Here is a 24704-nt window from a genome sequence, read left to right as displayed (position 1 = left end):
TGCGCTCCGTTTACTGATGCGACACAACGATAAGACGCAGGGCATCCAGACGCCAGCCAGCCTGATTCAGGCTTTCCAGCACCTGCTGACGGTTGCTTTCAATCGCCGCCAGCTCGTCGTCACGGATGTTCGGGTTGACGGCTTTTAACGCTTCCAGACGGGACAGCTCCGCAGACAGTTTCTCGTCTGCTTCGCTGCGCGCGGCGTCAATCAGCGCTCTGGCCGCTTTTTCAATCTGGGTTTCGCCCAGTTGCAGAATAGCGTGCACATCCTGCTGTACCGCGTTCACCAGCTTGCTGCCCGTATGGCGGTTTACCGCGCTCAGCTGTCGGTTGAAACTCTCGAATTCAACCTGTCCCGCCAGGTTAGTGCCGTTTTTGTCCAGCAGCAGGCGGACGGGCGTTGGCGGCAGGAAGCGGGTGAGCTGCAGCTGTTTCGGCGCCTGCGCTTCCACAACGTAGATCAGCTCCACCAGCAGGGTGCCCACCGGCAGCGCCTTGTTTTTCAACAGGGAGATGGTACTGCTGCCGGTATCGCCGGAGAGGATCAGGTCCAGCCCGTTGCGGATCAGCGGGTGTTCCCAGGTGATAAACTGGGCGTCTTCGCGGGACAGCGCCACGTCACGCTCAAAGGTGATGATACAGCCATCTTCCGGCAGGCCCGGGAAATCCGGAACCAGCATGTGATCGGACGGGGTCAGGACAATCAGGTTCTCGCCGCGGTCGTCCTGGTTGATGCCGACGATGTCGAACAGGTTCATGGAGAAGCTGATCAGGCTGGTGTCATCATCTTGCTCTTCAATGCTCTCGGCAAGCGCCTGCGCTTTTTCACCGCCGTTGGAGTGGATCTCCAGCAGGCGGTCGCGGCCCTGCTCCAGCTGTGCTTTCAGCGCATCGTGCTTCTCACGGCATGACTTGATCAGCTCATCAAACCCTTCCGCGTTTTCCGGCGCGGCCAGGTAGCCGATCAGATCGCCATGCACTTGATCGTAAATGGTGCGGCCCGTTGGGCAGGTATGTTCAAACGCGTCCAGACCTTCGTGGAACCAGCGTACCAGCACGGACTGCGCGGTTTTTTCGAGATACGGCACGTGGATCTGAATATCATGCGCTTGGCCGATACGATCCAGACGGCCGATACGCTGCTCAAGCAGATCCGGGTTAAACGGCAGATCGAACATCACCAGGTTGCTGGCGAACTGGAAGTTACGGCCTTCAGAGCCGATTTCCGAGCACAGCAGAACCTGTGCACCGCTGTCCTCTTCCCGAACCACGCCGCGGCGCGGTCGCGCTCGACGATGGACATGCCTTCGTGGAACACGGCGGCACGAATACCTTCGCGCTCGCGCAGGACCTGCTCCAGCTGCAGCGCGGTGGCCGCTTTGGCGCAGATCACCAGCACTTTCTGGGAGCGGTGCGCGGTCAGGTAGCCCATCAGCCACTCCACGCGCGGATCGAAGTTCCACCAGGTGCCGGTATCGCCTTCAAACTCCTGGTAGATTTGTTCCGGATAAAGCATGTCGCGGGCGCGCTCTTCCTGGGTTTTGCGCGCCCCCATAATGCCGGAGACTTTAATCGCCGTTTGATACTGCGTCGGCAGCGGCAGCTTAATCGTATGCAGCTCGCGTTTCGGGAAGCCTTTGACGCCGTTACGGGTATTTCGGAACAGCACGCGGCTGGTGCCGTGGCGGTCCATCAGCATGTCGATCAGCTCTTTACGCGCGGATTCCGCGTTGTCGCTCTCGCTGTTCGCAGCCTGCAAAAGCGGCTCGATGTCCTGCTCGCCAATCAGATCGCTCAGGGTGTTGAGTTCGTCATCAGAAAGACGTTTGCCCGCCAGCAGCATGGCGACGGCATCCGCGACCGGACGGTAGTTATTCTGTTCTTCCACGAACTGCGCAAAGTCGTGGAAACGGTTTGGATCGAGCAGACGCAAGCGGGCGAAGTGGCTTTCCAGACCCAGCTGCTCCGGCGTTGCGGTCAGCAGCAGGACGCCAGGCACGCGCTCGGCAAGCTGCTCAATAGCCATGTATTCGCGGCTCGGCGCGTCTTCGCTCCAGACCAGATGGTGCGCTTCGTCAACGACCATAATGTCCCACTCGGCATCGCACAGGTGCTCAAGACGCTGCTTGCTGCGGCGCACGAAGTCCAGGGAGCAAATGACCAGCTGTTCGGTTTCAAACGGGTTGTCGGCGTCGTGCTGCGCTTCGGCATAGCGTTCGTCATCGAACAGAGAGAAACGCAGGTTAAAGCGGCGCAGCATTTCAACCAGCCACTGGTGCTGCAGGGTTTCTGGCACCACGATCAGCACGCGCTCTGCAGCGCCGGAAAGCAGCTGTTGATGCAGGATCATGCCCGCTTCGATGGTTTTACCCAGACCCACTTCATCTGCCAGCAGCACGCGCGGCGCGTGGCGACGGCCCACGTCGTGGGCGATGTTCAGCTGGTGGGGGATCAGGCTGGTGCGCTGGCCGCGCAGGCCGCTCCACGGCATGCGGTACTGTTCACTCTGGAACTTACGCGCGCGATAGCGCAGGGAGAAGCGATCCATACGGTCGATTTGCCCGGCAAACAGGCGGTCCTGCGGCTTACTGAACACCAGTTTGCTGTCGAGCAGCACTTCGCGCAGGACGACATTGGTCTCGTCGGTGTCCAGACGAGTCCCGATGTAGGCGAGCAGTCCATTCTCTTCTTTTACGTCTTCAATCTTGAGCTGCCAGCCGTCATGGCTGGTCACGGTGTCACCCGGATTAAACATCACGCGGGTTACAGGGGAGTCATTGCGAGCGTACAGACGGTTTTCACCGGTGGCAGGGAAGAGGAGGGTAACCATACGCGTATCGATTGCTACGACGGTTCCTAATCCAAGTTCGCTTTCTGTATCGCTGATCCAGCGTTGACCAAGTGTAAAAGGCATAGTTGTTCGGCTCTAATCTTTAATTGCAGGCAATAGTTCGACTACCGTCAAAAAAGACGGTCATCGAAAAATGGGTCCGGGAATGGAAAGGGCGCTATGGTACTGGATGGCAGCCATTTCGTCACGCGTCAAAATAGGCCAAGTTGCCCTGTCACTAGTGTAGCAAAATCATCGTCGATGAAGGGCAAAATTCCGTCGGCAACCGGCTGAAGCTGACGCGTCAGATAGTGTTCGTAATCCAGAGGAGAATGTTGATAATCCACGGGTTCCGGGCCGCTAATGGTCCAGACGTATTTAATGGTCCCCCGGTTTTGATACTGCGGCGCGCGGCCACGGCGTACGTTTTCTTCATCCGCCAGACGCGCGGCGCGTACGTGCGGAGGAACGTTACGCTGGTACTCCGCCAGCGGGCGGCGCAGGCGCTTGCGGTACACCAGCTGCGCGTCAAGTTCACCCGCCATCAGGCTGGCTATCGTCTCGCGCACGTAGTCCTGATACGGCTCATTGCGAAACACCCGCAGATAGAGCGTCTGCTGGAACTGCTGCGCCAGCGGCGTCCAGTCGGTACGCACCGTTTCCAGCCCTTTAAAAACCATCCGCTGCGCGTCGCCTTCCTGAATCAGCCCGGCGTAACGCTTCTTGCTGCCCTGATCGGTACCGCGAATGGTCGGCATTAAAAAGCGGGCGAAATGGGTTTCAAATTCCAGCTCCAGCGCGCTGGTTAACCGCTCTTTCTGCAAATGTTCCTGCCACCAGTCGTTCACGAAGGCGACGAGCGCTTTGCCGATTTGCGCGGCGTCGTTTTCAGAGTGCGCGCCCTTAAGCCACACAAAGGTGGAGTCGGTGTCGCCGTAGATGACGTCATAGCCCCTGGACTCAATCAGCGCTTTGGTCTGGCGCATAATCTCGTGCCCGCGCATGGTGATCGAGGAGGCCAGACGCGGGTCAAAGAAGCGGCAGGCGCTGGTGCCCAGCACGCCGTAAAAGGCGTTCATGATGATTTTTAGCGCCTGAGAAAGGGGCTTGTTGCCGTGGCGCTTGGCCTCATCGCGGCCGTGCCAGATGTTTCCCACGATTTCAGGCAGACAGTGTTTTTCCCGCGAGAAGCGTGCGCCGAGGAAACCTTCGGTGCTGTGCTCATCATCCGGCTGGGCCATGCCCTCAACCAGCCCGACGGGATCGATGAGGAAGGTGCGGATAATCGACGGGTACAGGCTTTTGTAATCCAGGACCAGAACGGAGTCATACAATCCTGGTCGGGAGTCCATGACGTATCCGCCGGGGCTTGCCTGCGGCGGCACGTCTCCGAGGTTAGGGGCGACGTATCCCGCCCGGTGCATCCGTGGAAAATAGAGGTGGCTAAAGGCGGCAACCGAGCCACCGTGCCTGTCGGCGGCAAGGCCGTTCACCGTCGCGCGCTCCAGCAGGAACGGCATGATCTCGGTTTTGTGGAAAATCTGCGTGACCAGCTCGCAGTCTTTCAGGTTATAGGTGGCAAGCGCCGGTTTATCTTCATTAAAGCGCCGGTCGATCTCGTCCATTCTGTCCCAGGGGTTGTCGATGGCTTTACCCTCGCCAAGCAGCTCCTGCGCGACCGCTTCCAGGGAGAATGAAGAGAAGTTCCAGAAGGCGGACTTAAGCGCCTCGATGCCGTCGATAATCAGGCGACCGTTAGCCTGCGCGAAGAAAACACCGTTCTTAAAACCGTGTTCGCGCCATTCCAGCTCGCTGTTTCCGCGCCCCAGCATCAGCGGGATGCGGTAGCGCTCGGCGTGTTTTTGCAGGACGCGCAGGTCAAACTGCACCACGTTCCAGCCGATCAGAACGTCGGGGTCGTTGTCGGCAAACCACTGGTTAAGCTTCTCCAGCAGCTGCGGGCGGCTGTTGACGTACTCAAGCCGGAAATCCAGCGCGGACGCATCGCCATTCGGCGGCCCGAGCATATAGACAACCCGATCGCCGCAGCCTTCCAGACCGATGCAGTACAGTTCGCCGTGGCGGGTGGTTTCGATATCCAGCGATACCCACTTCAGCGGTGGGCGATAGTGTGGGTTAGGCTTCAGGCGCGCGTTAACGACGCCGCCGTTTTGTTCGATGCCATCAACCCAGACGGGGGCGGTAATGAACCGCTCCATCAGAAAGCGTTCCGGTGGGCGAATATCGGCCTCGTAGAGCGTCACGCCCGCCTCGCGGAGCAGCTTTTCATAGCGCATCAGCTGGCGATGGGCGCGACAGTAGAGGCCGTAAACCGGCTGGCGGTGGAAATCCTTCAGTTCAAGCGGGGTAATGCGCCAGCCGTTTTCGCCGCGCAGCAGCTGTTTCACCTTCTCGACGTGGGCTTCAGGAATAAAGGCCACGGATTCCTGCGGGGGCAGCGTAACGTGCAGCGGGCCGCTATCGGTTGCCAGCCAGAACGCAACCTCGGTGCCCTGAGGGGTATCCCGCCAGTGTCGGGTCAGTAAAAAGCCTTCTTGCGCCTGCGCCACGCCGTTATCCCATAAAATAAAACCAGGCTTGATTATAGCCTGGTTGAATATTTTATGCTGGGTATATATACAGTTTACTGCCCGTAATAGGCCTTCGCGCCGTGCTTGCGCAGGTAATGCTTATCCAGCAGGGTTTGCTGCATGTCCGGGAGCTGCGGCGCCAGCTGGCGACAGAAGATCCCCATATAGGCGACCTCTTCGAGCACGATCGCATTATGTACCGCGTCTTCCGCATTTTTACCCCAGGCGAACGGGCCGTGGGAGTGCACCAGCACGCCGGGCATTTGCGCCGCGTCGATCCCCTGTTTCTCAAAGGTTTCGACAATCACGTTCCCCGTTTCCCACTCGTACTCACCGCCGATCTCCGCATCGGTCATCAGACGCGTGCAGGGAATGGTGCCGTAAAAGTAGTCCGCGTGGGTGGTGCCGGTCGCCGGGATGGACTGGCCCGCCTGCGCCCAGATGGTGGCGTGGCGCGAATGGGTATGCACGATGCCGCCGATGGTCGGGAATGACCGGTACAGCAGGCGGTGAGTCGGCGTATCGGAGGACGGTTTTTTCTTACCTTCGACCACTTCGCCGGTCTCGAGGCTGACAACGACCATATCGTCCGCGGTCATCACCGTGTAATCCACGCCGGAAGGCTTAATCACGAACACGCCTTTTTCGCGGTCAACGGCGCTGACGTTGCCCCAGGTCAGGGTGACCAGATTATGTTTCGGCAGCGCCAGGTTGGCTTCGAGCACCTGACGTTTGAGATCGTCTAACATAGTTATCTCCTGCCGGATGGCGCTTCGCATATCCGGCCTACGGAACCGTAGACCCGGTAAACGCAGCGCCACCGGGCATTCAGGGCTTAGCGTTTTGAACCGTAATAGACTTCGTTCCAGCGCAGCGCGTCTTTGAAGGCGGGCAGGCGGGTATCGTTATCAATCACGGTCAGCTCGATGTCGTGCAGCTCGGCGAACTGACGCATGTCGTTTAGATCCAGCGCGTGGCTGAACACCGTGTGGTGCGCGCCGCCGGCCAGGATCCAGGCCTCTGAGGCGGTTGGCAGGTCAGGCTGTGCTTTCCACAGGGCGTTGGCGACCGGCAGTTTCGGCAGGGAGTGCGGCGTTTCAACCGCATCGACGCAGTTCACCAGCAGACGGAAACGATCGCCGAGGTCGATCAGGCTGGCGTTGATCGCCGGGCCCGTACGGGTGTTGAAGATCAGACGCGCCGGATCGGCTTTGCCGCCGATGCCGAGGTACTGCACGTCGAGGATCGGTTTCTCTTCCACGGCGATCGTCGGGCACACTTCCAGCATGTGCGAGCCGAGCACCAGATCGTTGCCGTTTTCGAAGTGGTAGGTGTAGTCCTCCATGAAGGAGGTGCCGCCCTGCAGACCGGTTGACATCACCTTCATGATGCGAAGCAGAGCGGCAGTTTTCCAGTCGCCTTCGCCCGCAAAGCCGTAGCCCTGCTGCATCAGACGTTGAACCGCCAGACCCGGCAGCTGTTTCAGGCCGTGGAGGTCTTCAAAGGTCGTCGTAAAGGCGTGGAAGCCGCCCTGTTCCAGGAAGCGCTTCATGCCCAACTCGATGCGCGCCGCGTCCAGCACGTTCTGGCGCTTGTCGCCGTTGATTTGTGCCGCAGGCGTCAGGCGGTAGCTGCTTTCGTACTCGTCCACCAGCGCGCTCACGTCGCCGTCGCTGATTTCATTCACCACCTGCACCAGGTCGCCCACGGCCCAGGTATTAACGGAGAAGCCGAACTTGATCTGCGCGGCCACTTTATCGCCGTCCGTGACCGCCACTTCACGCATGTTGTCACCGAAACGCACCACTTTCAGATGGCGGGTGTCCTGCTTAGAGACCGCCTGACGCATCCATGAGCCGATACGTTGTTGAGCCTTGCCATCCTGCCAGTGGCCGGTGACCACCGCGTGCTGCTGACGCATACGCGCGCCGATGAAGCCGAACTCGCGGCCGCCGTGCGCGGTCTGGTTCAGGTTCATAAAGTCCATATCGATGCTGTCCCACGGCAGGGAGGCGTTGAACTGGGTATGGAACTGCAGCAGCGGTTTGTTGAGGATAGACAGACCGTTGATCCACATTTTGGCCGGCGAGAAGGTATGCAGCCACACCACCAGGCCGGCGCATTTATCGTCGTAGTTGGCGTCGCGGCAGATGTGGGTGATTTCGTCCGGCGTTGTGCCCAGCGGTTTCAGCACCAGTTTGCACGGCAGTTTAGCTTCCGCGTTCAGCGCGTTAACCACGTGCTCCGCGTGTTTCGTCACCTGCTGCAGCGCTTCCGGTCCGTAAAGATGCTGGCTGCCAATCACAAACCACACTTCATAGTTATTAAAAATGGTCATCATCGTGTCCTTAATGGGTCAGGGTTGCCGTAGTGTCCGCGGTGCTTTTGGCCGGGGCGGCGACAGGGAGATAGTGAAGTTCGGCGCTTTTTGCCCATTGCTGGTAGCGCTGATAAAGCTGTTCAAAGCGTTGCGCCTGCTGGGCACGCGGCTGAAGCGTGTTTTCGACGGCGCTCGCCATATGCTGCTGCGCGGTCGGGATGTCGGCATGGACGCCTGCGGCCACGGCAGCGAAAATCGCCGCGCCCAGCGCGCAGCACTGATCGGAGGCCACAATCTGCAGCGGACGGTTCAGCACGTCGCAGCAGGCCTGCATGATCACCGGGTTTTTACGGGCGATGCCGCCCAGCGCCATCACGTTGTTCACGTCGATGCCCTGTCCGGTGAAGCACTCCATAATGGCGCGGGCACCGAAGGCCGTTGCGGCAATCAGACCGCCGAACAGCGCAGGGGCGTCGGTCGCCAGGTTGAGATCGGTAATCACCCCTTTCAGACGCTGGTTGGCAAACGGCGTGCGGCGGCCGTTAAACCAGTCCAGCACCACCGGGAGGTGATCGAGAGACGGATTTTTTGCCCAGGCTTCGGTGAGCTGTGGCAGAAGCTGCTTTTTGCTGTCGGCTATCTGGGTTTTCAGTTCAGGATGCGCCGCCGCCAACTGGTCCAGCGGCCAGCCGAGCACGCGACCAAACCAGGCGTAGATATCGCCAAACGCGGACTGACCGGCTTCGAGGCCGATAAAGTCCGGCACCACGCTGCCGTCAACCTGACCGCAGATGCCTTTCACCGCGCGGTCGCCGACGGTGGCTTTATCCGCCGTCAGGATGTCGCAGGTGGAGGTCCCGATGACTTTGACCAGCGTGTTTGGCTGTGCGCCCGCACCCACGGCGCCCATATGGCAGTCAAAGGCGCCGCCGGAGATGGCCACGTTCTGCGGCAGGCCGAGGCGCGTCGCCCACTCTTCGCAGAGGGTGCCGACGGGAATATCGGCGGTGAAGGTGTCGGTAAACAGCGGGTACGTCAGGCTCTTGTTGAGGATCGGGTCTAGCTCATCGAAGAACGCGGCCGGAGGCAGGCCGCCCCAGCTTTCGTGCCACAGGGATTTATGCCCGGCGCTGCAGCGGCTGCGGCGGATATCCTGCGGGCGGGTGGTGCCGGAGAGCAGGGCAGGCACCCAGTCGCACAGCTCAACCCATGACGCCGCAGCCTGTGCGACGGAGGCGTCGGCACGGGTGACGTGGAGGATCTTGGCCCAGAACCATTCGCTGGAATAAATCCCGCCGATGTAGCGCGAGTAGTCTGTTTTGCCCGGCTGGTGGCACAGGCGCGTAATGGCTTCGGCCTCTTCCACGGCGGTGTGGTCTTTCCACAGCACGAACATGGCGTTCGGGTTGTCGGCGAACTCCGGGCGCAGCGCCAGCACGCGGCCTTCGGCATCCACAGGGGCAGGCGTGGAGCCGGTGCTGTCGACGCCAATCCCGACAATCTCAGCCCGCTGGGCGTCGGTCAGTTCGGCCAGGACGGTTTTGATCGCCGCTTCCATCGACTCGATATAGTCACGCGGGTGGTGACGGAACTGGTTGTTAGGCGCATCGCAGTAGCGCCCCTCTTGCCAGCGCGGGTACCACTCAACGCTGGTTGCTATCTCCTGGCCGGACGTACAGTCCACTGTCAGCGCGCGAACCGAATCGCTGCCAAAATCGAGGCCAATCGCAATTGCCATGGTGTTGCTCCATCGAAAAAACAGGTATGGAAGAACATTAGAGACTGGGGAAAAAAGTCGTCAGGCAGGATCCGCTAATCTTATGGACTAAATTGCTGTTACAACGGAAAGTGTGACGCCGTGCAAATATTCAATGTGGACATTTCTGCCGCACTTATAGACACTTTTGTTACTGGTTATCTGCCTGCTCTGGCGGAGAAATCAGGGGGAAAGGCTGAAACATGGCGGACGTAAAAGCGGCGTGATGCTTTTTGGATCTTTTCGCGGGCCATTTTTAAGCTGCTTTTAATGATATGGACAATTGGTTTCCTTCAGGACCCTTGGGAGAACTGAATCTATGGCCGAAACGCAAAACGATCCCCTGCTGCCGGGATACTCGTTTAACGCGCACCTTGTGGCGGGACTGACCCCTATCGAGGCTGAGGGATACCTCGACTTTTACGTCGACCGACCGCTCGGCATGAAAGGGTATATCCTCAATCTGACCGTGCGGGGGGAAGGGATCATCAAGAACGGTGACCAGCAGTTTGTCTGCCGCCCCGGCGATATCCTGCTGTTCCCGCCGGGGGAGATCCACCACTATGGCCGTCATCCCGATGCCAAAGAGTGGTATCACCAGTGGGTCTATTTCCGTCCGCGCGCCTACTGGCAGGAGTGGCTTTCCTGGCCAGCTATTTTTGCGCACACCGGTTTTTATCGCCCGGATGAGGTTCATCTGGCGCAGTTTCGCGAGCTTTTTGCGCAAATTATCGAGGCGGGACAGGCCGGTGGTCGCTACGCTGAACTGCTGGCGATTAACCTGCTTGAACAGCTGCTGCTGCGACGGATGGAGGCGATTAACGAGTCGCTTAACCCCCCGCTGGACAACCGCGTTCGCGACGCCTGCCAGTACATCAGCGACCACCTGGCCGATAGCCAGTTTGATATCGCCAGTGTTGCTCAGCACGTCTGCCTGTCGCCGTCGCGGCTGTCGCATCTGTTCCGCCAGCAGCTGGGCGTCAGCGTATTGAGCTGGCGCGAGGATCAGCGCATCAGCCAGGCGAAGCTGCTGCTCAGCACCACCCGGATGCCGATCGCCACCGTGGGGCGTAACGTGGGCTTTGAGGATCAGCTCTATTTCTCCCGGGTATTTAAAAAATGTACCGGAGCCAGCCCGAGCGAATTCCGTGCGGGATGTGAATAAACGGTAAAAAAAGATAAACAAACAGGTGAATGCAGAAAGCAACCTGTAAACTATTCAGACAATTGTTGCCTTGACGCGGTGCGGGGCGCTAAGCAGAATCGCTGATTCGTTTTCTGACCGGAATAGTTATGCAGGCATTGCTGGAACACTTTATTACCCAGTCCGTTATGTACTCGCTCATCGCCGTGGCGCTGGTGGCGTTTCTGGAATCGCTGGCGCTGGTTGGGCTGATCCTGCCCGGCACCGTGATGATGGCAGGGCTTGGGGCGCTGATTGGCAGCGGCGAGGTTAATTTCTGGCAGGCGTGGCTGGCCGGGATTATCGGCTGCCTGCTCGGCGACTGGATCTCCTTCTGGCTGGGCTGGCGCTTTAAGAAACCGCTGCACCGCTGGTCGTTCATGAAAAAGAACAAAGCCCTGCTGGATAAAACCGAGCATGCGCTGCATCAGCACAGCATGTTCACCATCCTCGTCGGCCGCTTTGTCGGGCCAACGCGTCCGCTGGTGCCGATGGTGGCGGGGATGCTGGATCTGCCTGTCGCGAAATTCGTGGTGCCGAACATTATCGGCTGCGTCTTCTGGCCGCCGTTCTACTTCCTGCCGGGGATCCTCGCGGGCGCTGCCATCGATATTCCTGACGGTATGCAAAGCGGTGAGTTTAAGTGGCTGCTGCTGGGCACGGCTGTGCTGTTGTGGCTGGCGGCATGGCTCTGCTGGCGGCTGTGGCGCAGCGGGAAAGCCAGCGTCGATCGCCTGACACGCTATCTTCCGCGCTCTCGCCTTTTGTGGCTGGCCCCGCTGACGCTGGGTGTGGCCGTGGTCGCCCTGGTCGCGCTGATTCGTCACCCGCTGATGCCGGTGTACGGCGAGATTTTATTAAAAGTGGTGAGCCGTTAAGGACTTTTCCCCTCTCCCCGTGGGAGAGGGCCAGGGTGAGGGCATCTGACGGCACGAATTCCCAACAGTGAAGACGCCCCCGCCTTACCACTCAACAGTTCTTCTGTTTTTCCATCCCACAAAATACGCCCTTCGGCAATCACCACCGATCGCGGCGCAATCCGTGCGGCATCCTCAATACTGTGCGACACCATCAGCATCGTCAGCTGCTGGCGCTGGCAGACGTCCTGCACCAGCGCCAGCATCTCCTGGCGCAGTGCGGGATCGAGCGCCGAGAACGGCTCATCCAGCAGCAGGATCGGCTGCTCGCGCACCAGACATCGCGCCAGCGCTACGCGCTGACGCTGACCGCCGGAAAGCTCGCCCGGCAGCCTGTCGATGAACTCGTTGATCCCCATCTGGGCGGCAATGATCTCCAGCTTCTGGCGCTGGGCATCGTTCAGCCTGAGTCCCGGATGCATTCCCAGCGCGATGTTTTGCCGCACCGTCAGGTGGGTAAACAGGTTGTTTTCCTGAAACAGCATTGAGACAGGACGTTTTGCGGGCGGCGTGTGGGTATGGTCTTGATTGTTAATGACGATCGCGCCGCTTGCCGGCTGCAGAAAACCCGCAATCAGATTAAGCAGCGTGCTTTTTCCCGCGCCGCTTGGGCCAAGTACGGCGATCGTCTCCCCCTGACGCACGGAGAGCGTGAAGCGCATCGGCAGATGCTGGTAAAGCCAGGTTACATCAGTCAGTTTTAACATCACGCCCCGGAAGTTTTTCGATAACGGTAAATAAGGCAAAGCACAGCAGCAGCAGTAACAGCGCGGTGACCGCGCCGTCCTGACTGCGATAAGAGCCGATCTGCTGATAGAGCCAGTATGGCAGCGTGCGGAAATCGTCATTGCCAAAGAGAGCCACCACGCCAAAATCCCCAATCGACAACACGCAGGCAAACGCCAGCGCCTGCGCCAGCGGGCGTTTTAGCGCGCGGAGCTCGACCACCTTCAGCCGCTGCCAGCCCTGCATGCCCAGCGACTGGCACAGCAAACCGTAGCGGCTGTTGACGTCGCGCATCGGATTTTCCAGCACTTTGAGCGCGTAGGGAATGGCCATCAGGGCGTTGGTGAAAATCACGATGCCATCGGCCCTTTCCGGCAGGCCGACGGTGCTGTTGAACAGTAAAAAGAAGCCCGTCGCCAGCACGATGCCCGGCATCGCCAGAATCAGCATGCCCGTCAGCTCCAGCGCCTGTCCGGCCTTTTGGGCCTGCCGCGCGTAGAGTTCGCGGCTGCTCCACAGCAGCATCATGGTCAGCATGACGCACAGTAACCCTGCCGCCAGCGCGATACGCAGCGAGGTCCAGGTCGCCTGCCAGAGGACGGGCTGTTGCAGGACGGAGATGAGATTGAGGTTCAGTCCGTCAACGATAACGGCCATCAGCGGCGGCAGCAGTAGCAGAAGCGCCAGCGCGATCAGGATAAAATCGGTGACGCGACTGTGCAGGCTGTCCTGCGGATCGCGCCAGCCGGTTATTTGATTGCTGCCAGGGGGAATGGCTTTACTCAGCCGCTGGCTCAACAGCACCAGCACAAGGCAGCACGCCATCTGCACCATCGCCAGCAGCGCGGCGCGACCGGGATCGTAGTCGTAACTCAGCGCCTGGTAAATCGCCAGCTCAATGGTGGTGGCCTGCGGCCCGCCGCCGAGCGACAGCACGGTGGCAAAGCTGGCAAAGCAGAGCATGAAGATTAACGCCGCGACGGGCGGGATCTGGCGGCGCAGCCACGGCCATTCGACAAAGCGGAAGAACGACACGCCGCGCATGCCGAGCTGGGCAGCAATCTGGCGCTGTTCGCCGGGAATATTCTCCAGCGCCTGCAAAAAGAGGCGCGTTGCCATCGGCATATTGAAAAACACGTGCGCCAGCAGAATGCCCCGCAGGCCGTAAGGAGAGAATGACCATTCCAGACCAAGCTGGCCGCACAGCGAAGCCAGCCAGCCCTGGCGACCGTAAACGCTCAGAATACCAAATACCGCCACCAGCACGGGCAGGATCAGCGTCATGGCGCACAGGCGCAGCAGTGCCAGCCTGCCGGGAAAACGCCGCCGATACAGGGCGCGCGCAAGAAAAATAGCCGGGAGCACCGACAGCAGGGCTGAGAGAGACGCCTGCCAGAAGGAGAACCGGATAACGTGCCAGAGGTAGCTGTCGTGCCAGAGGGCGAGCAGGTCGCTCTCTGGCGCGTTGAACCACAGTGCAAGAAAAGCCCCCAGGCTGACCACCACCATCACTGTGGCGGCGAGCAGCCCGGGAAGTAACCAGCCGGGAATCAACGGCTGACGGCGCGTTGCCATTCACTTACCCATGCTGCACGCTGCGCGGCGACCTGCTGCGGCGAAAACTCCAGCGAGGTGTTTGGTTTGGTCAACTGCTCGAAACCTGCGGGCAGGGTAACGTTAGTGACCGGATACATCCAGTTACCAGCCGGGATGGCATTCTGGAACCCCGGTGAAACCATAAACTTCAGGAACTTCTCGGCCAGCTCCGGCTGTTTGCTGGCGGCGGTACGCGCGGCGACTTCCACCTGCAGATAGTGCCCTTCAGCAAAATTAGCCGCAGCATAGTTATCTTTCTTCTCGGCGATAATGTGGTAGGCCGGAGAGGTGGTATAGCTCAGCACCAGGTCGCTTTCACCTTTCAGGAACAGGCCATAGGCTTCGCTCCAGCCCTTGGTCACGGTGACGGTTTTGGCGGCTAGTTTCTGCCACGCTTCCGGCGCTTTATCCCCGTAGACCTTTTGCATCCACAGCAGCAGGCCCAGGCCCGGCGTGCTGGTGCGCGGATCTTCATAAATCACGCGCCATTTCTGGTCACTTTCGACCAGCTCTTTCAGGCTCTTCGGCGGGTTTTTCAGCTTATTTTTGTCGTAAACAAAAGCAAAGTAGCCGTAGTCGAACGGCACAAAGGTGTCGTTTTTCCAGCCGCCCGGCACGTTAACGGCATCTGCCGCTACGCCGCTTTTGGCAAACAGTTTGGTTTGCGAGGCGGCTTCCAGCAGGTTGTTATCCAGCCCGAGCACCACGTCGGCCTTGCTGTTTTTCCCTTCCATGCGCAGACGGTTGAGCAGAGAAACGCCATCTTCCAGCGCCACGAACTTCAGCTCGCAGTTACAGTCCGCTTCGAAGGCTTTTTTGACCACAGGGCCAGGGCCCCAGTCGGCAGAGAAGGAGTCATAGGTGTAGACCGTCAGGACGGGCTTGGCAAAAGCAGGCAGCGCAAACAGCGCCAGCAGGGGAAGAACTTTTTTTAACACTTTGCACCTCAAAGTTGAGTGGCAAAGGATTTTGAGCGACAGCCTCAAATCCCTTCGCCGGCGTTATCCGGATCAGGTTCGACGGGTATTATCTCAGCGCACATCTGTGATGCAGCACCCCGTTGAGAACGGCGCTATTGTAATGATTTGGTGAATATTACGAAAGCGTTATGGCTCCGGCGGCGCAAACCAGGCGGATTTAAAATCAAACCAGCCCAGGGTATTCATCCGCAGGCCGCGCATGCTGCGCTGGCCCTGGATCATCAGCCAGTGATGGATCAGCGGTACGATCGCCTGCTCGGCCATCAGCTGCTGGCACCACGCTGCAAGATTCATTTCGCCCGCGCGCCACAGGGCGGCGTCCTGCTGCCAGTCACGGTCGATGCAGTGCTGGATCAGCGGGACTTCATACAGATGCGAGAAAAGGGAAAAATCGAGCGGCAGGGTAAAGTTGGCGCTGTTGAGCCAGATATCACTGGTGATCTCCCCCTGATGCCATTCGTCATAGTCCACTTCCCTGACCTCTAACCTGACCCCCTTGGCTGCCAGCAGCCGGGTCATGATTCTGGCGATAAAACGATGCTCCACGTGCTCGCGGTAGTAGGTCAGGGTGATGGACTCCAGCCCTGCGGGTTTGTCGCAGTGCACCGGGCGGGCGTGGTGCCAGCGCGGCAGCAGGCCGTACGCCGGGAACCAGTATGTCTGGTACTGCTCTTCCGCATGGTAAATCAGATTGGAAGGGGACAAAACGTGGCTGATCCACTTGCGAACGGCCTGGTTTGCCCCACGGTGGGTGCGGCGGTCAAACAGGAGATAGTAACATCCCTCCTCGAGGCGACTCTCCACGGCCTTTTCTCCCGTGGTGGGGCCTTCAAGCGTTAGCCCGCAGCTCAGGTCTTCATTGAGATCCGGTAATACCCAGACGTTCACTTCGTCGATCAGCGCCCGATAGCCAAAGTAGTCATCGAACGCGCGGATTTTCAGCTGATGGCTGTTATTGCGGGACACGGAATAGGGCCCGGTGCCAATCGGCAGGCTGGCAAAGTTGTTCATTGATTCCCACTCGCCGGGCAAAATCATCGACGGCACGTAGCCCAGCAGCCAGGGAAGCCATTTATCCTGCTGCGACAGCTCAATATCCAGGGTCCAGGCCGTGGGCGAGTGGACGCGGGAGATATGCGAGTAGAGCGGGAGCTTGCGGGCACGTTCCAGAGAGGCGATGACGTCGTGCATTTCCAGCTCGCGGCCGTGGTGAAAGTGGATGCCGGGGCGTAAGAAGAAGCGCCAGTGGCGCGGGGAAAGCTGCTGCCAGTGGTGCGCGATATCCGCTTCCAGTTCCCCGTTTTCCTCATTTATGCGCGTCAGGCCGCTGAAGATTTGCCGGGCCATATGAGTTTCTGAGCGGCGTAAAGCCGTGCCGGGCAAAAGATTTTTCATCGGACGGTAGTAGAGCACCCGCAGAATGTGTCGGCCCTGACGAAAGCTGCGCCCGAGATGGGAAACCAGCATCTGGCGCACGGCGGCTTTGTCGCCCACCAGCTGTACCAGCTGATCGATGCGGTCCTGCTCCAGCAGGTCTTCCGCACGCTGCTGCTGCAGCGCCAGCCCGGTATAGAGGAAAGTCAGCCGCGAGCGTTTGCCGCGTCCCGCCTCCGCTTCCCAGCTTAACCAACCCTGCTGCTGCATGGTGTTGAGCAGCGTGCGCATATGGCGGCGGGAGCAGCTAAGCAGGTCAGCCAGCTCGTTGAGCGTGGTCTCCTGCGATTGCCCCTCGCAGCACTGCCAGAGGCGGATAAACTGTTGTTGCAGACGACCGGAAGGCATAAAAGGGGAACTCCTGACAAAAAACCAGCAATTTATTTATCCCTATATTAGGCCAATAATTCTCCTCGATGAAGCGAGGAGGTAAATTATGAAGAGGTCTACCGCACGTCAGTTTTATCAGCAGTACTTTTCAGCGACAAAGGGATCGTCCTGGCTGGCCCGCCGGTGTGCAGAGCAACGGCTGAAAACGTTAGAAGAATTGATGCAGTGGGACGTTACAGCCCCGACCTCTTCCCGCTAACTCGCCTCGATCATGTGTGACTGAGTATTGGTGCTTATCACCCGCCAGCAAAATGTTTTTGCTGGCTTTTTTCGTTTACTATTCACCCAATTTCGATTCGCTTTCACAAGGACTTGCGCATGCTGTGGTTGATGACGATGGGGCGACGCCTGAACGGCGTGTATGCCGCTTTTATGCTGGTGGCCTTTATGATGGGCGTGGCGGGGGCGCTGCAGGCGCCGACGCTGAGCCTGTTTCTCAGCCGCGAGGTGGGGGCGCAGCCGTTTTGGGTCGGCCTGTTTTATACCGTCAACGCCATTGCCGGGATCCTGGTCAGCCTCGCGCTGGCGAAACGATCGGACAGCCAGGGCGATCGCCGCAGGCTGATCCTCTTTTGCTGCGCCATGGCCGTGGGTAACGCGCTGCTCTTTGCCTTCAACCGTCATTATCTGACGCTCATTACCTGCGGCGTGCTGCTGGCGTCGCTGGCGAACACCGCCATGCCGCAGCTGTTCGCGCTGGCCCGTGAATATGCGGATAACTCGGCGCGTGAAGTGGTGATGTTCAGCTCGGTGATGCGCGCCCAGCTTTCGCTTGCGTGGGTCATTGGCCCGCCGCTGGCCTTCATGCTGGCTTTGAACTACGGCTTTACCACCATGTTTTCCATCGCCGCCGGGATTTTTGTCATCAGCCTGGTGCTGGTTGCCTTCGCGCTGCCGTCCGTGGCGCGCGTCGAACAGACGACGGATAAACCTGTCACCGAGGTGAGCGGCTGGCAGGACAAAAACGTCCGCATGCTGTTTATTGCCTCCACGCTGATGTGGACCTGCAACACCATGTACATCATCGATATGCCGCTGTGGATCAGCAGCGATCTGGGCCTTCCGGACAAGCTTGCGGGGATCTTGATGGGAACTGCCGCCGGGCTGGAAATCCCGGCAATGATTCTGGCGGGTTACTACGTTAAGCGGTTTGGAAAGCGCAGGATGATGATCGTCGCCGTGGCGGCCGGGGTGCTGTTCTACGCGGGGCTGATCCTTTTCCATTCGCGGGAAGCGTTGCTGGCGCTGCAGCTGTTTAACGCCGTGTTTATTGGGATTGTTGCCGGGATCGGCATGCTCTGGTTTCAGGATCTCATGCCCGGTCGTGCCGGCTCGGCGACCACGCTTTTTACCAACAGCATTTCAACCGGGGTGATTCTGGCGGGCGTTATTCAGGGGGCGCTGGCGCAAAGCTATGGGCATGCGTCTGTCTACTGGATGATTGCGGCGCTATCCGTCGTGACGCTCCTGCTGACCTGCCGCGTAAAAGACGTGTGATCGGATGAACGAAACGGAGCCCGGGAACGCCGGGCCCTGCGAACCGTTTTATTCTGAATACTGATATTTACGCTGCGCGCGTAGCGTCAGGTACATATGAACGAGGCCCATGAAGCCGTGTGCCCAGAAATATGTCTCAATAAAGACCGTCAGGAATTTATGCAAATCTAAGACGGATTCCGTGACGGACGAAACCGGCCCGAGCGTGGCGTTCAGCACGAACCAGGCCGCGCCGCAGAGTGCAACGCCCAGCAGCGCCAGCACGCCCAGACCTTGCACCGTTGCCGCCATACCGCCGGCATGCGCGTCAGGAAGCTGACGCTGCGCGAGGGTGCGAATATCGCCAACAATTCCGCGAAAATCCAGCGCCAGCCAGGCGAAGTAATACTTAAATCCGCGCTGGGTTAACATCCATGCCATCATGGCAATCCCACAAAAAATTAAACCAAATCCGGAGATAACATGGATCCAGGTGACGATTCCGTTCAGCCCTGATTCGTGGAGGGCTTCACTTTCGGTGAAATTAGAATTGATAATCTGGGCCAGGACCAGTACGGCCACGAGAATGTGCAGTATTCGAAGAAAAGGCGTTTCTTTATGGGGAAGCGTATCGCGTAATGTTGGGTTCATCGCTTTTTACCTCAATAATGAGAGTGCTGATACGATGCAGTGTGACGCAGATTAATTAACGAAACCTTAACGATCGGTTGCGTCACACTGTATTTATGCGTTTCGATTAGTGGGATGGATCAATATGCGTCATCACGTTCAGCACATTGAATTTTTGCATCACATTATTTCTGGCATTAACGGCAATCTGATGTCCTTCTTTTACGCTTAATTCGCCGTTTACTTCCAGATGAACATCGACAAGAGCTAAATCACCCATCTTGCGGGTTTTTAAATCATGGAGTCCGGTGACGCCCTCGGTTGCGAGAAGACACGTTTTGATGTCGTGCTCCAGCTCGGGCTCAAGCGAACGGTCCATCAGATCGTGCAGGGCATCGGCAGAAAATTTGTAACCCATGTGGGCGATGAATACTCCGACAATCAGGGCCGCAATGAGGTCCATCGCGTGAAAGCCCACTAAATTCCCGGCAATGCCGATGGCGACAACCACTGACGACGCTGCGTCAGAACGGGCATGCCAGGCATTGGCTATCAGCAGCGAGGACTGAATACGTTTTCCCGTGGCAAACATGTATCTGAACAAGCTTTCCTTTACCACCAGCGCCAGAATCGCCACCCACAACGCGGCCCCTTTCACCAGCTGATGCGTCTCGGGGTGAAGCAGTTTATTGCCTGCGGACCAGAGCATCCCGACCCCCACAAGCAGCAGAATAGCGCCAATAATGAGCTTTGCACCGTTTTCGAAACGCAGATGACCGTAATGATGATCGATATCAGAAGCTTTCTGACTCTTTTTATTCGCAACCAGAACGACAAAGTCGGAGGATAAATCGGAAAGAGAATGAATCCCATCAGCAATTAAACCCTGTGAGCCGGAGAATATTCCTGCAACTATCTGAAAGGCGGTGAGTAAACTATTTATTATCACGCTTACTAATGTGCATTTATGTATTTCCCGAGAACGGATATGAGACTCATTGCCATTTTTCTTTTCCATGATTATTTCCGCTGCCAGCTGATTGAGCGGTTATTCTGCGCAGGAAACATTAAATTGACATTAAATATAACGTCATTATTGGCTGGGTTTGGGAAGTATTTACAGAAGGAGGCGGATATCGGGATAAAACGCGGCCTGCAGAATGGACTGCAGGCCGGAGGATTATTTCATAAATGCGGGTTGTTTGTTTTCGTAAGTGGCAATCGCCGCTTCGTGCTGAAGAGTTAAACCAATGCTGTCCAGACCGTTCAGCATGCAGTGACGGCGGAAGGCATCAATGCTGAAGCTGTAGGTCTTATCACCGGCTTTCACCACTTCCGCTTCCAGATCCACTTCAAACGAAATGCCCGGATTCGCCTTAACCAGCGCGAACAATTCATCGACCTGTTCATCGCTCAGCGTGACGGGCAGCAGCTGGTTATTGAAGCTGTTACCGTAAAAAATATCCGCGAAGCTTGGGGCAATGACCACTTTGAAGCCGTAGTCGGTGAGCGCCCACGGCGCGTGCTCACGGGATGAGCCGCAGCCAAAGTTTTCGCGTGCCAGCAAAATGGAGGCGCCTTTATATTCCGGGAAGTTCAGAACGAATTCCGGATTAGGCACTTCTCCCTTATCGTCCAGGAAACGCCAGTCGTTAAACAGATGTGCGCCGAAACCGGTACGTGTCACCTTCTGCAGAAACTGTTTTGGAATAATAGCGTCAGTGTCGACGTTAGCGGCGTCCAGCGGGACAACACGGCCCGTATGTTGGGTAAATTTCTCTGCCATGATTGTCTCCTTATTTCAGGCTGCGAATATCGGCGAAATGGCCGGTGACTGCCGCAGCGGCGGCCATTGCCGGGCTGACCAGATGGGTGCGCCCACCGCGGCCCTGACGGCCTTCAAAGTTACGGTTGCTGGTGGAGGCGCAGCGCTCGCCCGGATTCAGGCGATCGTTGTTCATGGCCAGACACATGGAGCAGCCGGGCAGGCGCCACTCGAAGCCCGCTTCGATAAAGATCTTATCCAGACCTTCGGCTTCCGCCTGGGCTTTCACCGGACCGGAGCCAGGTACCACCAGCGCCTGCACGCCTGGTGCCACTTTGCGGCCTTTGGCAATCTCGGCGGCGGCACGCAAATCCTCGATACGGGAGTTGGTGCAGGAACCGATAAAGACTTTATCAATGGTGACATCGGTCAACGGCACGCCGGGCTTCAGCCCCATATAGGCCAGCGCTTTTTCGGCACTGGCGCGCTCGACCGGATCGGTAAAGGATGCCGGGTCCGGGATATTGTCGTTAACGGAAATGACCTGACCCGGGTTGGTGCCCCAGGTCACCTGCGGGGCAATCTCTTCAGCCTGCAGCGTGACGACGGTATCAAACGTTGCCCCATCGTCGGTTTTCAGGGTTTTCCAGTACGCGACCGCGTCGTCAAAATCCTGACCTTTCGGCGCGTGCAGACGACCCTTCACGTAGTTGAAAGTGGTTTCGTCCGGCGCGACCAGACCGGCTTTTGCGCCCATCTCAATGGCCATATTGCACAGGGTCATGCGCCCCTCCATGCTCAGCGCCTGGATGGCCTCCCCGCAGAACTCAACAACATGACCGGTGCCGCCTGCGCTGCCGGTTTTACCGATGATGGCCAGCACGATGTCTTTTGCGGTAATACCCGGTGCGGCTTTACCCTTCACTTCGATCTTCATGGTTTTGGCGCGGCCCTGTTTCAGGGTCTGCGTTGCCAGCACATGTTCCACTTCGGAAGTGCCAATCCCGAACGCCAGGGCGCCAAACGCGCCGTGGGTCGCGGTATGGGAGTCACCGCAGACGATGGTCATGCCCGGCAGGGTGATCCCTTGCTCAGGCCCCATCACGTGGACAATGCCCTGGTACGGATGGTTGAGGTCGTACAGCTCAACGCCAAATTCATTGCAGTTCTTAATCAGCTCCTGCATCTGGATACGCGCCATCTCACCCGAGGCATTGATGTCTTTGGTCTGGGTGGATACGTTGTGATCCATCGTCGCGAAGGTTTTACCCGGCTGACGTACCGGGCGCTTGTGCGCGCGCAGGCCGTCAAATGCCTGAGGAGAGGTCACTTCGTGCACCAGGTGGCGGTCAATGTACAGCAGCGGGGTTTCGTTTGGCGCCTCGTAAACAACGTGCGCATCAAACAACTTTTCATATAACGTCTTAGCCATGATTACACCCCTTCAGCGACATAGCGGGCAATAATGTCGCCCATTTCATCGGTACTGACTGCTGCCGTGCCGCGTGCCAAATCGCCGGTACGGACGCCTTCTTCTAACGCCCGGTTAATGGCGTTTTCAATTGCGGTTGCTGCCTCGCCTGCATCCAGGCTGTAGCGCAGCAGCAGGGCCAGGGAGAGGATCTGCGCAATCGGGTTGGCAATGTTTTTGCCTGCGATATCCGGCGCGGAGCCGCCCGCAGGCTCGTACAGTCCAAAGCCTTCTTCATTCAGGCTTGCGGAGGGCAGCATGCCCATCGAGCCGGTGATCATCGCGCACTCGTCAGAGAGGATATCGCCGAACAGGTTGGAGCACAGCAGCACGTCAAACTGGGACGGATCTTTAATCAGCTGCATGGTCGCGTTGTCGATGTACATGTGCGACAGCGCGACGTCCGGATACTGCTTAGCAACTTCACTGACGATCTCGCGCCACAAAATGGAAGACTGCAGCACGTTCGCTTTATCAATGGAGGTCACTTTATGGCGGCGTTTGCGCGCCGACTCGAACGCGATGTGGGCGATACGTTCGATTTCGAAACGGTGATACACCTCGGTGTCAAACGCTTTCTCGTGTTGTCCGCTGCCTTCGCGGCCTTTTGGCTGACCGAAGTAGATCCCGCCGGTCAGCTCACGCACGCACAGAATGTCGAAACCGTTGGCGGCGATATCCGCGCGCAGCGGGCAGAACTCTTCCAGACCCTGATACAGCTTCGCCGGACGCAGGTTGCTGAACAGCTTGAAATGTTTACGCAGCGGCAGCAGCGCGCCGCGCTCTGGCTGCTCTGCCGGCGGCAGGTGTTCCCATTTCGGGCCACCGACGGAACCAAACAGCACGGCATCGGCATTTTCGCAGCCTTCCACGGTCGCTTTCGGCAGCGGCGTACCGTGGTTATCAATCGCAATACCGCCCACGTCGTAGTGGCTGGTGGTGATTTTCATCGCAAAACGCGCGCGAACGGCTTCCAGTACTTTCAACGCCTGTGCCATCACTTCCGGACCAATACCGTCGCCCGGCAACACAGCAATATGGTAATTCTTCGACATTACACGGTTTCCTTGTTGTTCTCTTTATTCTGAGCTTTGCGTTGCAACTCTTTTTCGACTTCGGCGGCGCGCCAGATGTTGTTCAGAACATGCACCATCGCTTTCGCGGAGGATTCAACGATATCGGTCGCCAGGCCCACGCCGTGGAAGCGGCGGCCATTGTGGGTAACAACAATGTCGACCTGACCCAGTGCATCTTTGCCGTGGCCCTTGGCCGTCAGGTCATACTTCACCAGCTCAACGTCGTACTCGGTGACGCGATTAATCGCCTGGTAGATGGCATCGACAGGGCCGTTACCGTTAGCGGCCTCTGCTTTAATTTCATCACCGCAGGCCAGTTTGACCGAGGCGGTGGCGATGTCGCTGGAGCCGGACTGCACGTTGAAGTAATCCAGACGGAAGTGCTCAGGCTCTTCCTGCTGCTTGTTAATAAAGGCCAGCGCTTCCAGGTCATAGTCAAACACCTGACCTTTTTTGTCGGCCAGCTTCAGGAAGGCGTCGTACAGCTGATCCATGTTGTAATCACTGTCCTTATAACCCATCTCTTCCATACGGTGTTTAACCGCGGCGCGGCCGGAACGGGAGGTCAGGTTCAACTGCACCTGATTCAGGCCGATGGATTCCGGGGTCATGATTTCGTAGTTTTCACGATTCTTCAGGACGCCATCCTGGTGAATACCGGAGGAGTGCGCGAAGGCACCGGTGCCGACAATTGCTTTGTTGGCCGGAATCGGCATGTTGCAAATCTGGCTGACGGTCTGGCTGGTGCGCCAGATTTCGTTGTGATTAATGCGGGTGTGCACGTCCATGATGTCTTTGCGCACTTTGATCGCCATGATCACTTCTTCCAGCGAACAGTTACCCGCGCGTTCACCTATACCGTTCATCGCGCCTTCTACCTGACGTGCGCCAGCGTGGACGGCGGCGATAGCATTACCCACGGCCAGACCCAAATCATCGTGGGTGTGGACGGAGATAATTGCTTTATCAATATTTGGCACGCGGTCATACAGGCCGGTGATGATGTTGGAGAACTCAAACGGCATGGTGTAGCCGACGGTGTCCGGGATGTTGATGGTTTTCGCGCCCGCGTTGATGGCGGCTTCCACAACGCGCGCCAGGTCTTCGATTGGCGTACGGCCCGCATCTTCACAGGAGAATTCAACGTCATCGGTATAGTTGCGTGCGCGCTTAACCATGTAGACCGCGCGCTCAATCACCTCATCCAGCGTGCTGCGCAATTTGGTTGCGATGTGCATAGGCGAGGTGGCAATAAAGGTGTGGATACGGAACGCTTCGGCGACCTTCAGCGACTCGGCGGCGACGTCGATGTCTTTCTCTACGCAGCGTGCCAGGGCACAGACGCGGCTGTTTTTAATGGTGCGCGCAATGGTCTGTACGGATTCGAAATCACCCGGGGAAGAGACAGGGAAACCGACCTCCATCACGTCGACACCCATACGTTCGAGAGCCAGCGCGATCTGCAGTTTCTCTTTTACACTCAGGCTTGCCTGTAATGCCTGTTCACCGTCACGTAAAGTAGTATCGAAAATAATGACTTGCTGGCTCATGGGTTAGGTCC

The 24704-nt window shown here is 58.1% G+C and carries 18 protein-coding genes, 1 pseudogene and 1 riboswitch; of the genes and pseudogenes, 4 read left to right on the top strand and 15 right to left on the bottom strand.

Features of this window, described 5'->3' with window-relative positions; genetic code table 11:
• Nucleotides 1-10: 10 nt before the first annotated feature.
• The 5 genes and pseudogenes from rapA to araB all read right to left on the bottom strand — a co-directional run bounded on the left by rapA (nt 11) and on the right by araB (nt 9481).
• Nucleotides 11-2916: pseudogene (gene rapA / locus ACJ69_RS13735) on the bottom strand (RNA polymerase-associated protein RapA).
• A 128-nt stretch (nt 2917-3044) separates the two neighbouring features.
• Entirely contained in the window at nt 3045-5402 is a 2358-nt protein-coding gene (gene polB, locus ACJ69_RS13730; protein ID WP_059347191.1) for a DNA polymerase II, read from the bottom strand.
• A 74-nt stretch (nt 5403-5476) separates the two neighbouring features.
• Nucleotides 5477-6172, bottom strand: coding sequence for an L-ribulose-5-phosphate 4-epimerase (gene araD, locus ACJ69_RS13725; RefSeq protein ID WP_032660728.1), 696 nt, complete (start codon nt 6170-6172; stop codon nt 5477-5479).
• An 86-nt stretch (nt 6173-6258) separates the two neighbouring features.
• On the bottom strand, nt 6259-7761 hold the full coding sequence (gene araA / locus ACJ69_RS13720; protein WP_023310371.1) for an L-arabinose isomerase: 1503 nt from the start codon (nt 7759-7761) through the stop codon (nt 6259-6261).
• Nucleotides 7762-7771: 10 nt separating this feature from the next.
• Nucleotides 7772-9481 (bottom strand): ribulokinase, encoded by a 1710-nt coding sequence (gene araB / locus ACJ69_RS13715; RefSeq protein ID WP_054829512.1) that lies wholly within the window; start codon nt 9479-9481, stop codon nt 7772-7774.
• Between the two features lie 337 nt (nt 9482-9818).
• Between araB and araC the strand changes: the two genes are divergently transcribed.
• Both araC and ACJ69_RS13705 read left to right on the top strand, forming a co-directional pair.
• A complete protein-coding gene (gene araC, locus ACJ69_RS13710; protein ID WP_023310373.1) occupies nt 9819-10664 on the top strand; it encodes an arabinose operon transcriptional regulator AraC in 846 nt (281 codons plus the stop codon).
• A 128-nt stretch (nt 10665-10792) separates the two neighbouring features.
• Nucleotides 10793-11560 (top strand): DedA family protein, encoded by a 768-nt coding sequence (locus tag ACJ69_RS13705; RefSeq protein WP_047060155.1) that lies wholly within the window; start codon nt 10793-10795, stop codon nt 11558-11560.
• On the opposite strand, the gene thiQ is transcribed toward ACJ69_RS13705, so the two are convergent.
• From thiQ to sgrR, 4 genes are all read right to left on the bottom strand, one after another.
• Nucleotides 11557-12306, bottom strand: a complete 750-nt coding sequence (gene thiQ / locus ACJ69_RS13700; protein ID WP_054829513.1) for a thiamine ABC transporter ATP-binding protein ThiQ — start codon at nt 12304-12306, stop codon at nt 11557-11559. The two genes, ACJ69_RS13705 and thiQ, sit on opposite strands and share 4 nt — an antisense overlap.
• Entirely contained in the window at nt 12290-13900 is a 1611-nt protein-coding gene (thiP, locus tag ACJ69_RS13695) for a thiamine/thiamine pyrophosphate ABC transporter permease ThiP (protein ID WP_059347190.1), read from the bottom strand. Before thiP ends, thiQ begins: the two co-directional genes overlap by 17 nt.
• A complete protein-coding gene (gene thiB / locus ACJ69_RS13690; RefSeq protein ID WP_029740884.1) occupies nt 13876-14859 on the bottom strand; it encodes a thiamine ABC transporter substrate binding subunit in 984 nt (327 codons plus the stop codon). Before thiB ends, thiP begins: the two co-directional genes overlap by 25 nt.
• A 31-nt stretch (nt 14860-14890) precedes the next feature.
• Nucleotides 14891-14991: riboswitch (TPP riboswitch) on the bottom strand.
• 36 nt (nt 14992-15027) lie between these two features.
• Nucleotides 15028-16683 carry an HTH-type transcriptional regulator SgrR gene (gene sgrR, locus ACJ69_RS13685; RefSeq protein WP_059347189.1) on the bottom strand — a complete coding sequence of 552 codons (1656 nt, stop codon included), beginning with the start codon at nt 16681-16683 and terminating at the stop codon, nt 15028-15030.
• Nucleotides 16684-16771: 88 nt separating this feature from the next.
• Here sgrR and sgrT point away from each other — a divergent pair, with 88 nt between their 5' ends.
• Entirely contained in the window at nt 16772-16924 is a 153-nt protein-coding gene (gene sgrT / locus ACJ69_RS13680; protein ID WP_032665133.1) for a glucose uptake inhibitor SgrT, read from the top strand.
• A 119-nt stretch (nt 16925-17043) separates the two neighbouring features.
• The gene (locus ACJ69_RS13675; protein ID WP_029741216.1) at nt 17044-18222 is read left to right on the top strand and encodes a sugar efflux transporter; all 1179 of its coding nucleotides are present in this window, start codon (nt 17044-17046) and stop codon (nt 18220-18222) included.
• Between the two features lie 48 nt (nt 18223-18270).
• On the opposite strand, the gene ACJ69_RS13670 is transcribed toward ACJ69_RS13675, so the two are convergent.
• The 6 genes from ACJ69_RS13670 to leuA all read right to left on the bottom strand — a co-directional run bounded on the left by ACJ69_RS13670 (nt 18271) and on the right by leuA (nt 24693).
• The gene (locus tag ACJ69_RS13670) at nt 18271-18852 is read right to left on the bottom strand and encodes a cytochrome b/b6 domain-containing protein (protein WP_059347188.1); all 582 of its coding nucleotides are present in this window, start codon (nt 18850-18852) and stop codon (nt 18271-18273) included.
• A 106-nt stretch (nt 18853-18958) separates the two neighbouring features.
• Nucleotides 18959-19849, bottom strand: a complete 891-nt coding sequence (locus ACJ69_RS13665; RefSeq protein WP_054829514.1) for a cation diffusion facilitator family transporter — start codon at nt 19847-19849, stop codon at nt 18959-18961.
• Between the two features lie 162 nt (nt 19850-20011).
• Nucleotides 20012-20617: a 3-isopropylmalate dehydratase small subunit gene (gene leuD, locus ACJ69_RS13660; RefSeq protein ID WP_029741219.1), complete on the bottom strand. Its 606-nt coding sequence runs from the start codon at nt 20615-20617 to the stop codon at nt 20012-20014.
• Between the two features lie 10 nt (nt 20618-20627).
• Nucleotides 20628-22028, bottom strand: coding sequence for a 3-isopropylmalate dehydratase large subunit (leuC, locus tag ACJ69_RS13655; protein ID WP_059347187.1), 1401 nt, complete (start codon nt 22026-22028; stop codon nt 20628-20630).
• Between the two features lie 2 nt (nt 22029-22030).
• Nucleotides 22031-23122, bottom strand: a complete 1092-nt coding sequence (leuB, locus tag ACJ69_RS13650; protein WP_047060144.1) for a 3-isopropylmalate dehydrogenase — start codon at nt 23120-23122, stop codon at nt 22031-22033.
• Nucleotides 23122-24693 carry a 2-isopropylmalate synthase gene (gene leuA / locus ACJ69_RS13645; protein WP_029741222.1) on the bottom strand — a complete coding sequence of 524 codons (1572 nt, stop codon included), beginning with the start codon at nt 24691-24693 and terminating at the stop codon, nt 23122-23124. The genes leuB and leuA overlap by 1 nt, the downstream gene beginning before the upstream one ends.
• Nucleotides 24694-24704 lie beyond the last annotated feature (11 nt).

It is taken from the genome of Enterobacter asburiae, from assembly GCF_001521715.1.
GTDB classification, from domain to species: domain Bacteria; phylum Pseudomonadota; class Gammaproteobacteria; order Enterobacterales; family Enterobacteriaceae; genus Enterobacter; species Enterobacter asburiae.
The sequence above is the reverse complement of the archived record's forward strand: the minus strand, read 5'-3'. Positions and strand labels throughout refer to the sequence as shown.

Excerpts from the sequence above, each read along its gene's own strand:
- araD (WP_032660728.1), bottom strand. The coding sequence starts at position 6,172 with ATGTTAGACGATCTCAAACGTCAGGTGCTCGAAGCCAACCTGGCGCTG.
- araA (WP_023310371.1), bottom strand. The coding sequence starts at position 7,761 with ATGACCATTTTTAATAACTATGAAGTGTGGTTTGTGATTGGCAGCCAG.
- araB (WP_054829512.1), bottom strand. The coding sequence starts at position 9,481 with ATGGCAATTGCGATTGGCCTCGATTTTGGCAGCGATTCGGTTCGCGCG.
- araC (WP_023310373.1), top strand. The coding sequence starts at position 9,819 with ATGGCCGAAACGCAAAACGATCCCCTGCTGCCGGGATACTCGTTTAAC.
- ACJ69_RS13705 (WP_047060155.1), top strand. The coding sequence starts at position 10,793 with ATGCAGGCATTGCTGGAACACTTTATTACCCAGTCCGTTATGTACTCG.
- thiQ (WP_054829513.1), bottom strand. The coding sequence starts at position 12,306 with ATGTTAAAACTGACTGATGTAACCTGGCTTTACCAGCATCTGCCGATG.
- thiP (WP_059347190.1), bottom strand. The coding sequence starts at position 13,900 with ATGGCAACGCGCCGTCAGCCGTTGATTCCCGGCTGGTTACTTCCCGGG.
- sgrR (WP_059347189.1), bottom strand. The coding sequence starts at position 16,683 with ATGCCTTCCGGTCGTCTGCAACAACAGTTTATCCGCCTCTGGCAGTGC.
- sgrT (WP_032665133.1), top strand. The coding sequence starts at position 16,772 with ATGAAGAGGTCTACCGCACGTCAGTTTTATCAGCAGTACTTTTCAGCG.
- ACJ69_RS13675 (WP_029741216.1), top strand. The coding sequence starts at position 17,044 with ATGCTGTGGTTGATGACGATGGGGCGACGCCTGAACGGCGTGTATGCC.
- ACJ69_RS13670 (WP_059347188.1), bottom strand. The coding sequence starts at position 18,852 with ATGAACCCAACATTACGCGATACGCTTCCCCATAAAGAAACGCCTTTT.
- ACJ69_RS13665 (WP_054829514.1), bottom strand. The coding sequence starts at position 19,849 with ATGGAAAAGAAAAATGGCAATGAGTCTCATATCCGTTCTCGGGAAATA.
- leuD (WP_029741219.1), bottom strand. The coding sequence starts at position 20,617 with ATGGCAGAGAAATTTACCCAACATACGGGCCGTGTTGTCCCGCTGGAC.
- leuC (WP_059347187.1), bottom strand. The coding sequence starts at position 22,028 with ATGGCTAAGACGTTATATGAAAAGTTGTTTGATGCGCACGTTGTTTAC.
- leuB (WP_047060144.1), bottom strand. The coding sequence starts at position 23,122 with ATGTCGAAGAATTACCATATTGCTGTGTTGCCGGGCGACGGTATTGGT.
- leuA (WP_029741222.1), bottom strand. The coding sequence starts at position 24,693 with ATGAGCCAGCAAGTCATTATTTTCGATACTACTTTACGTGACGGTGAA.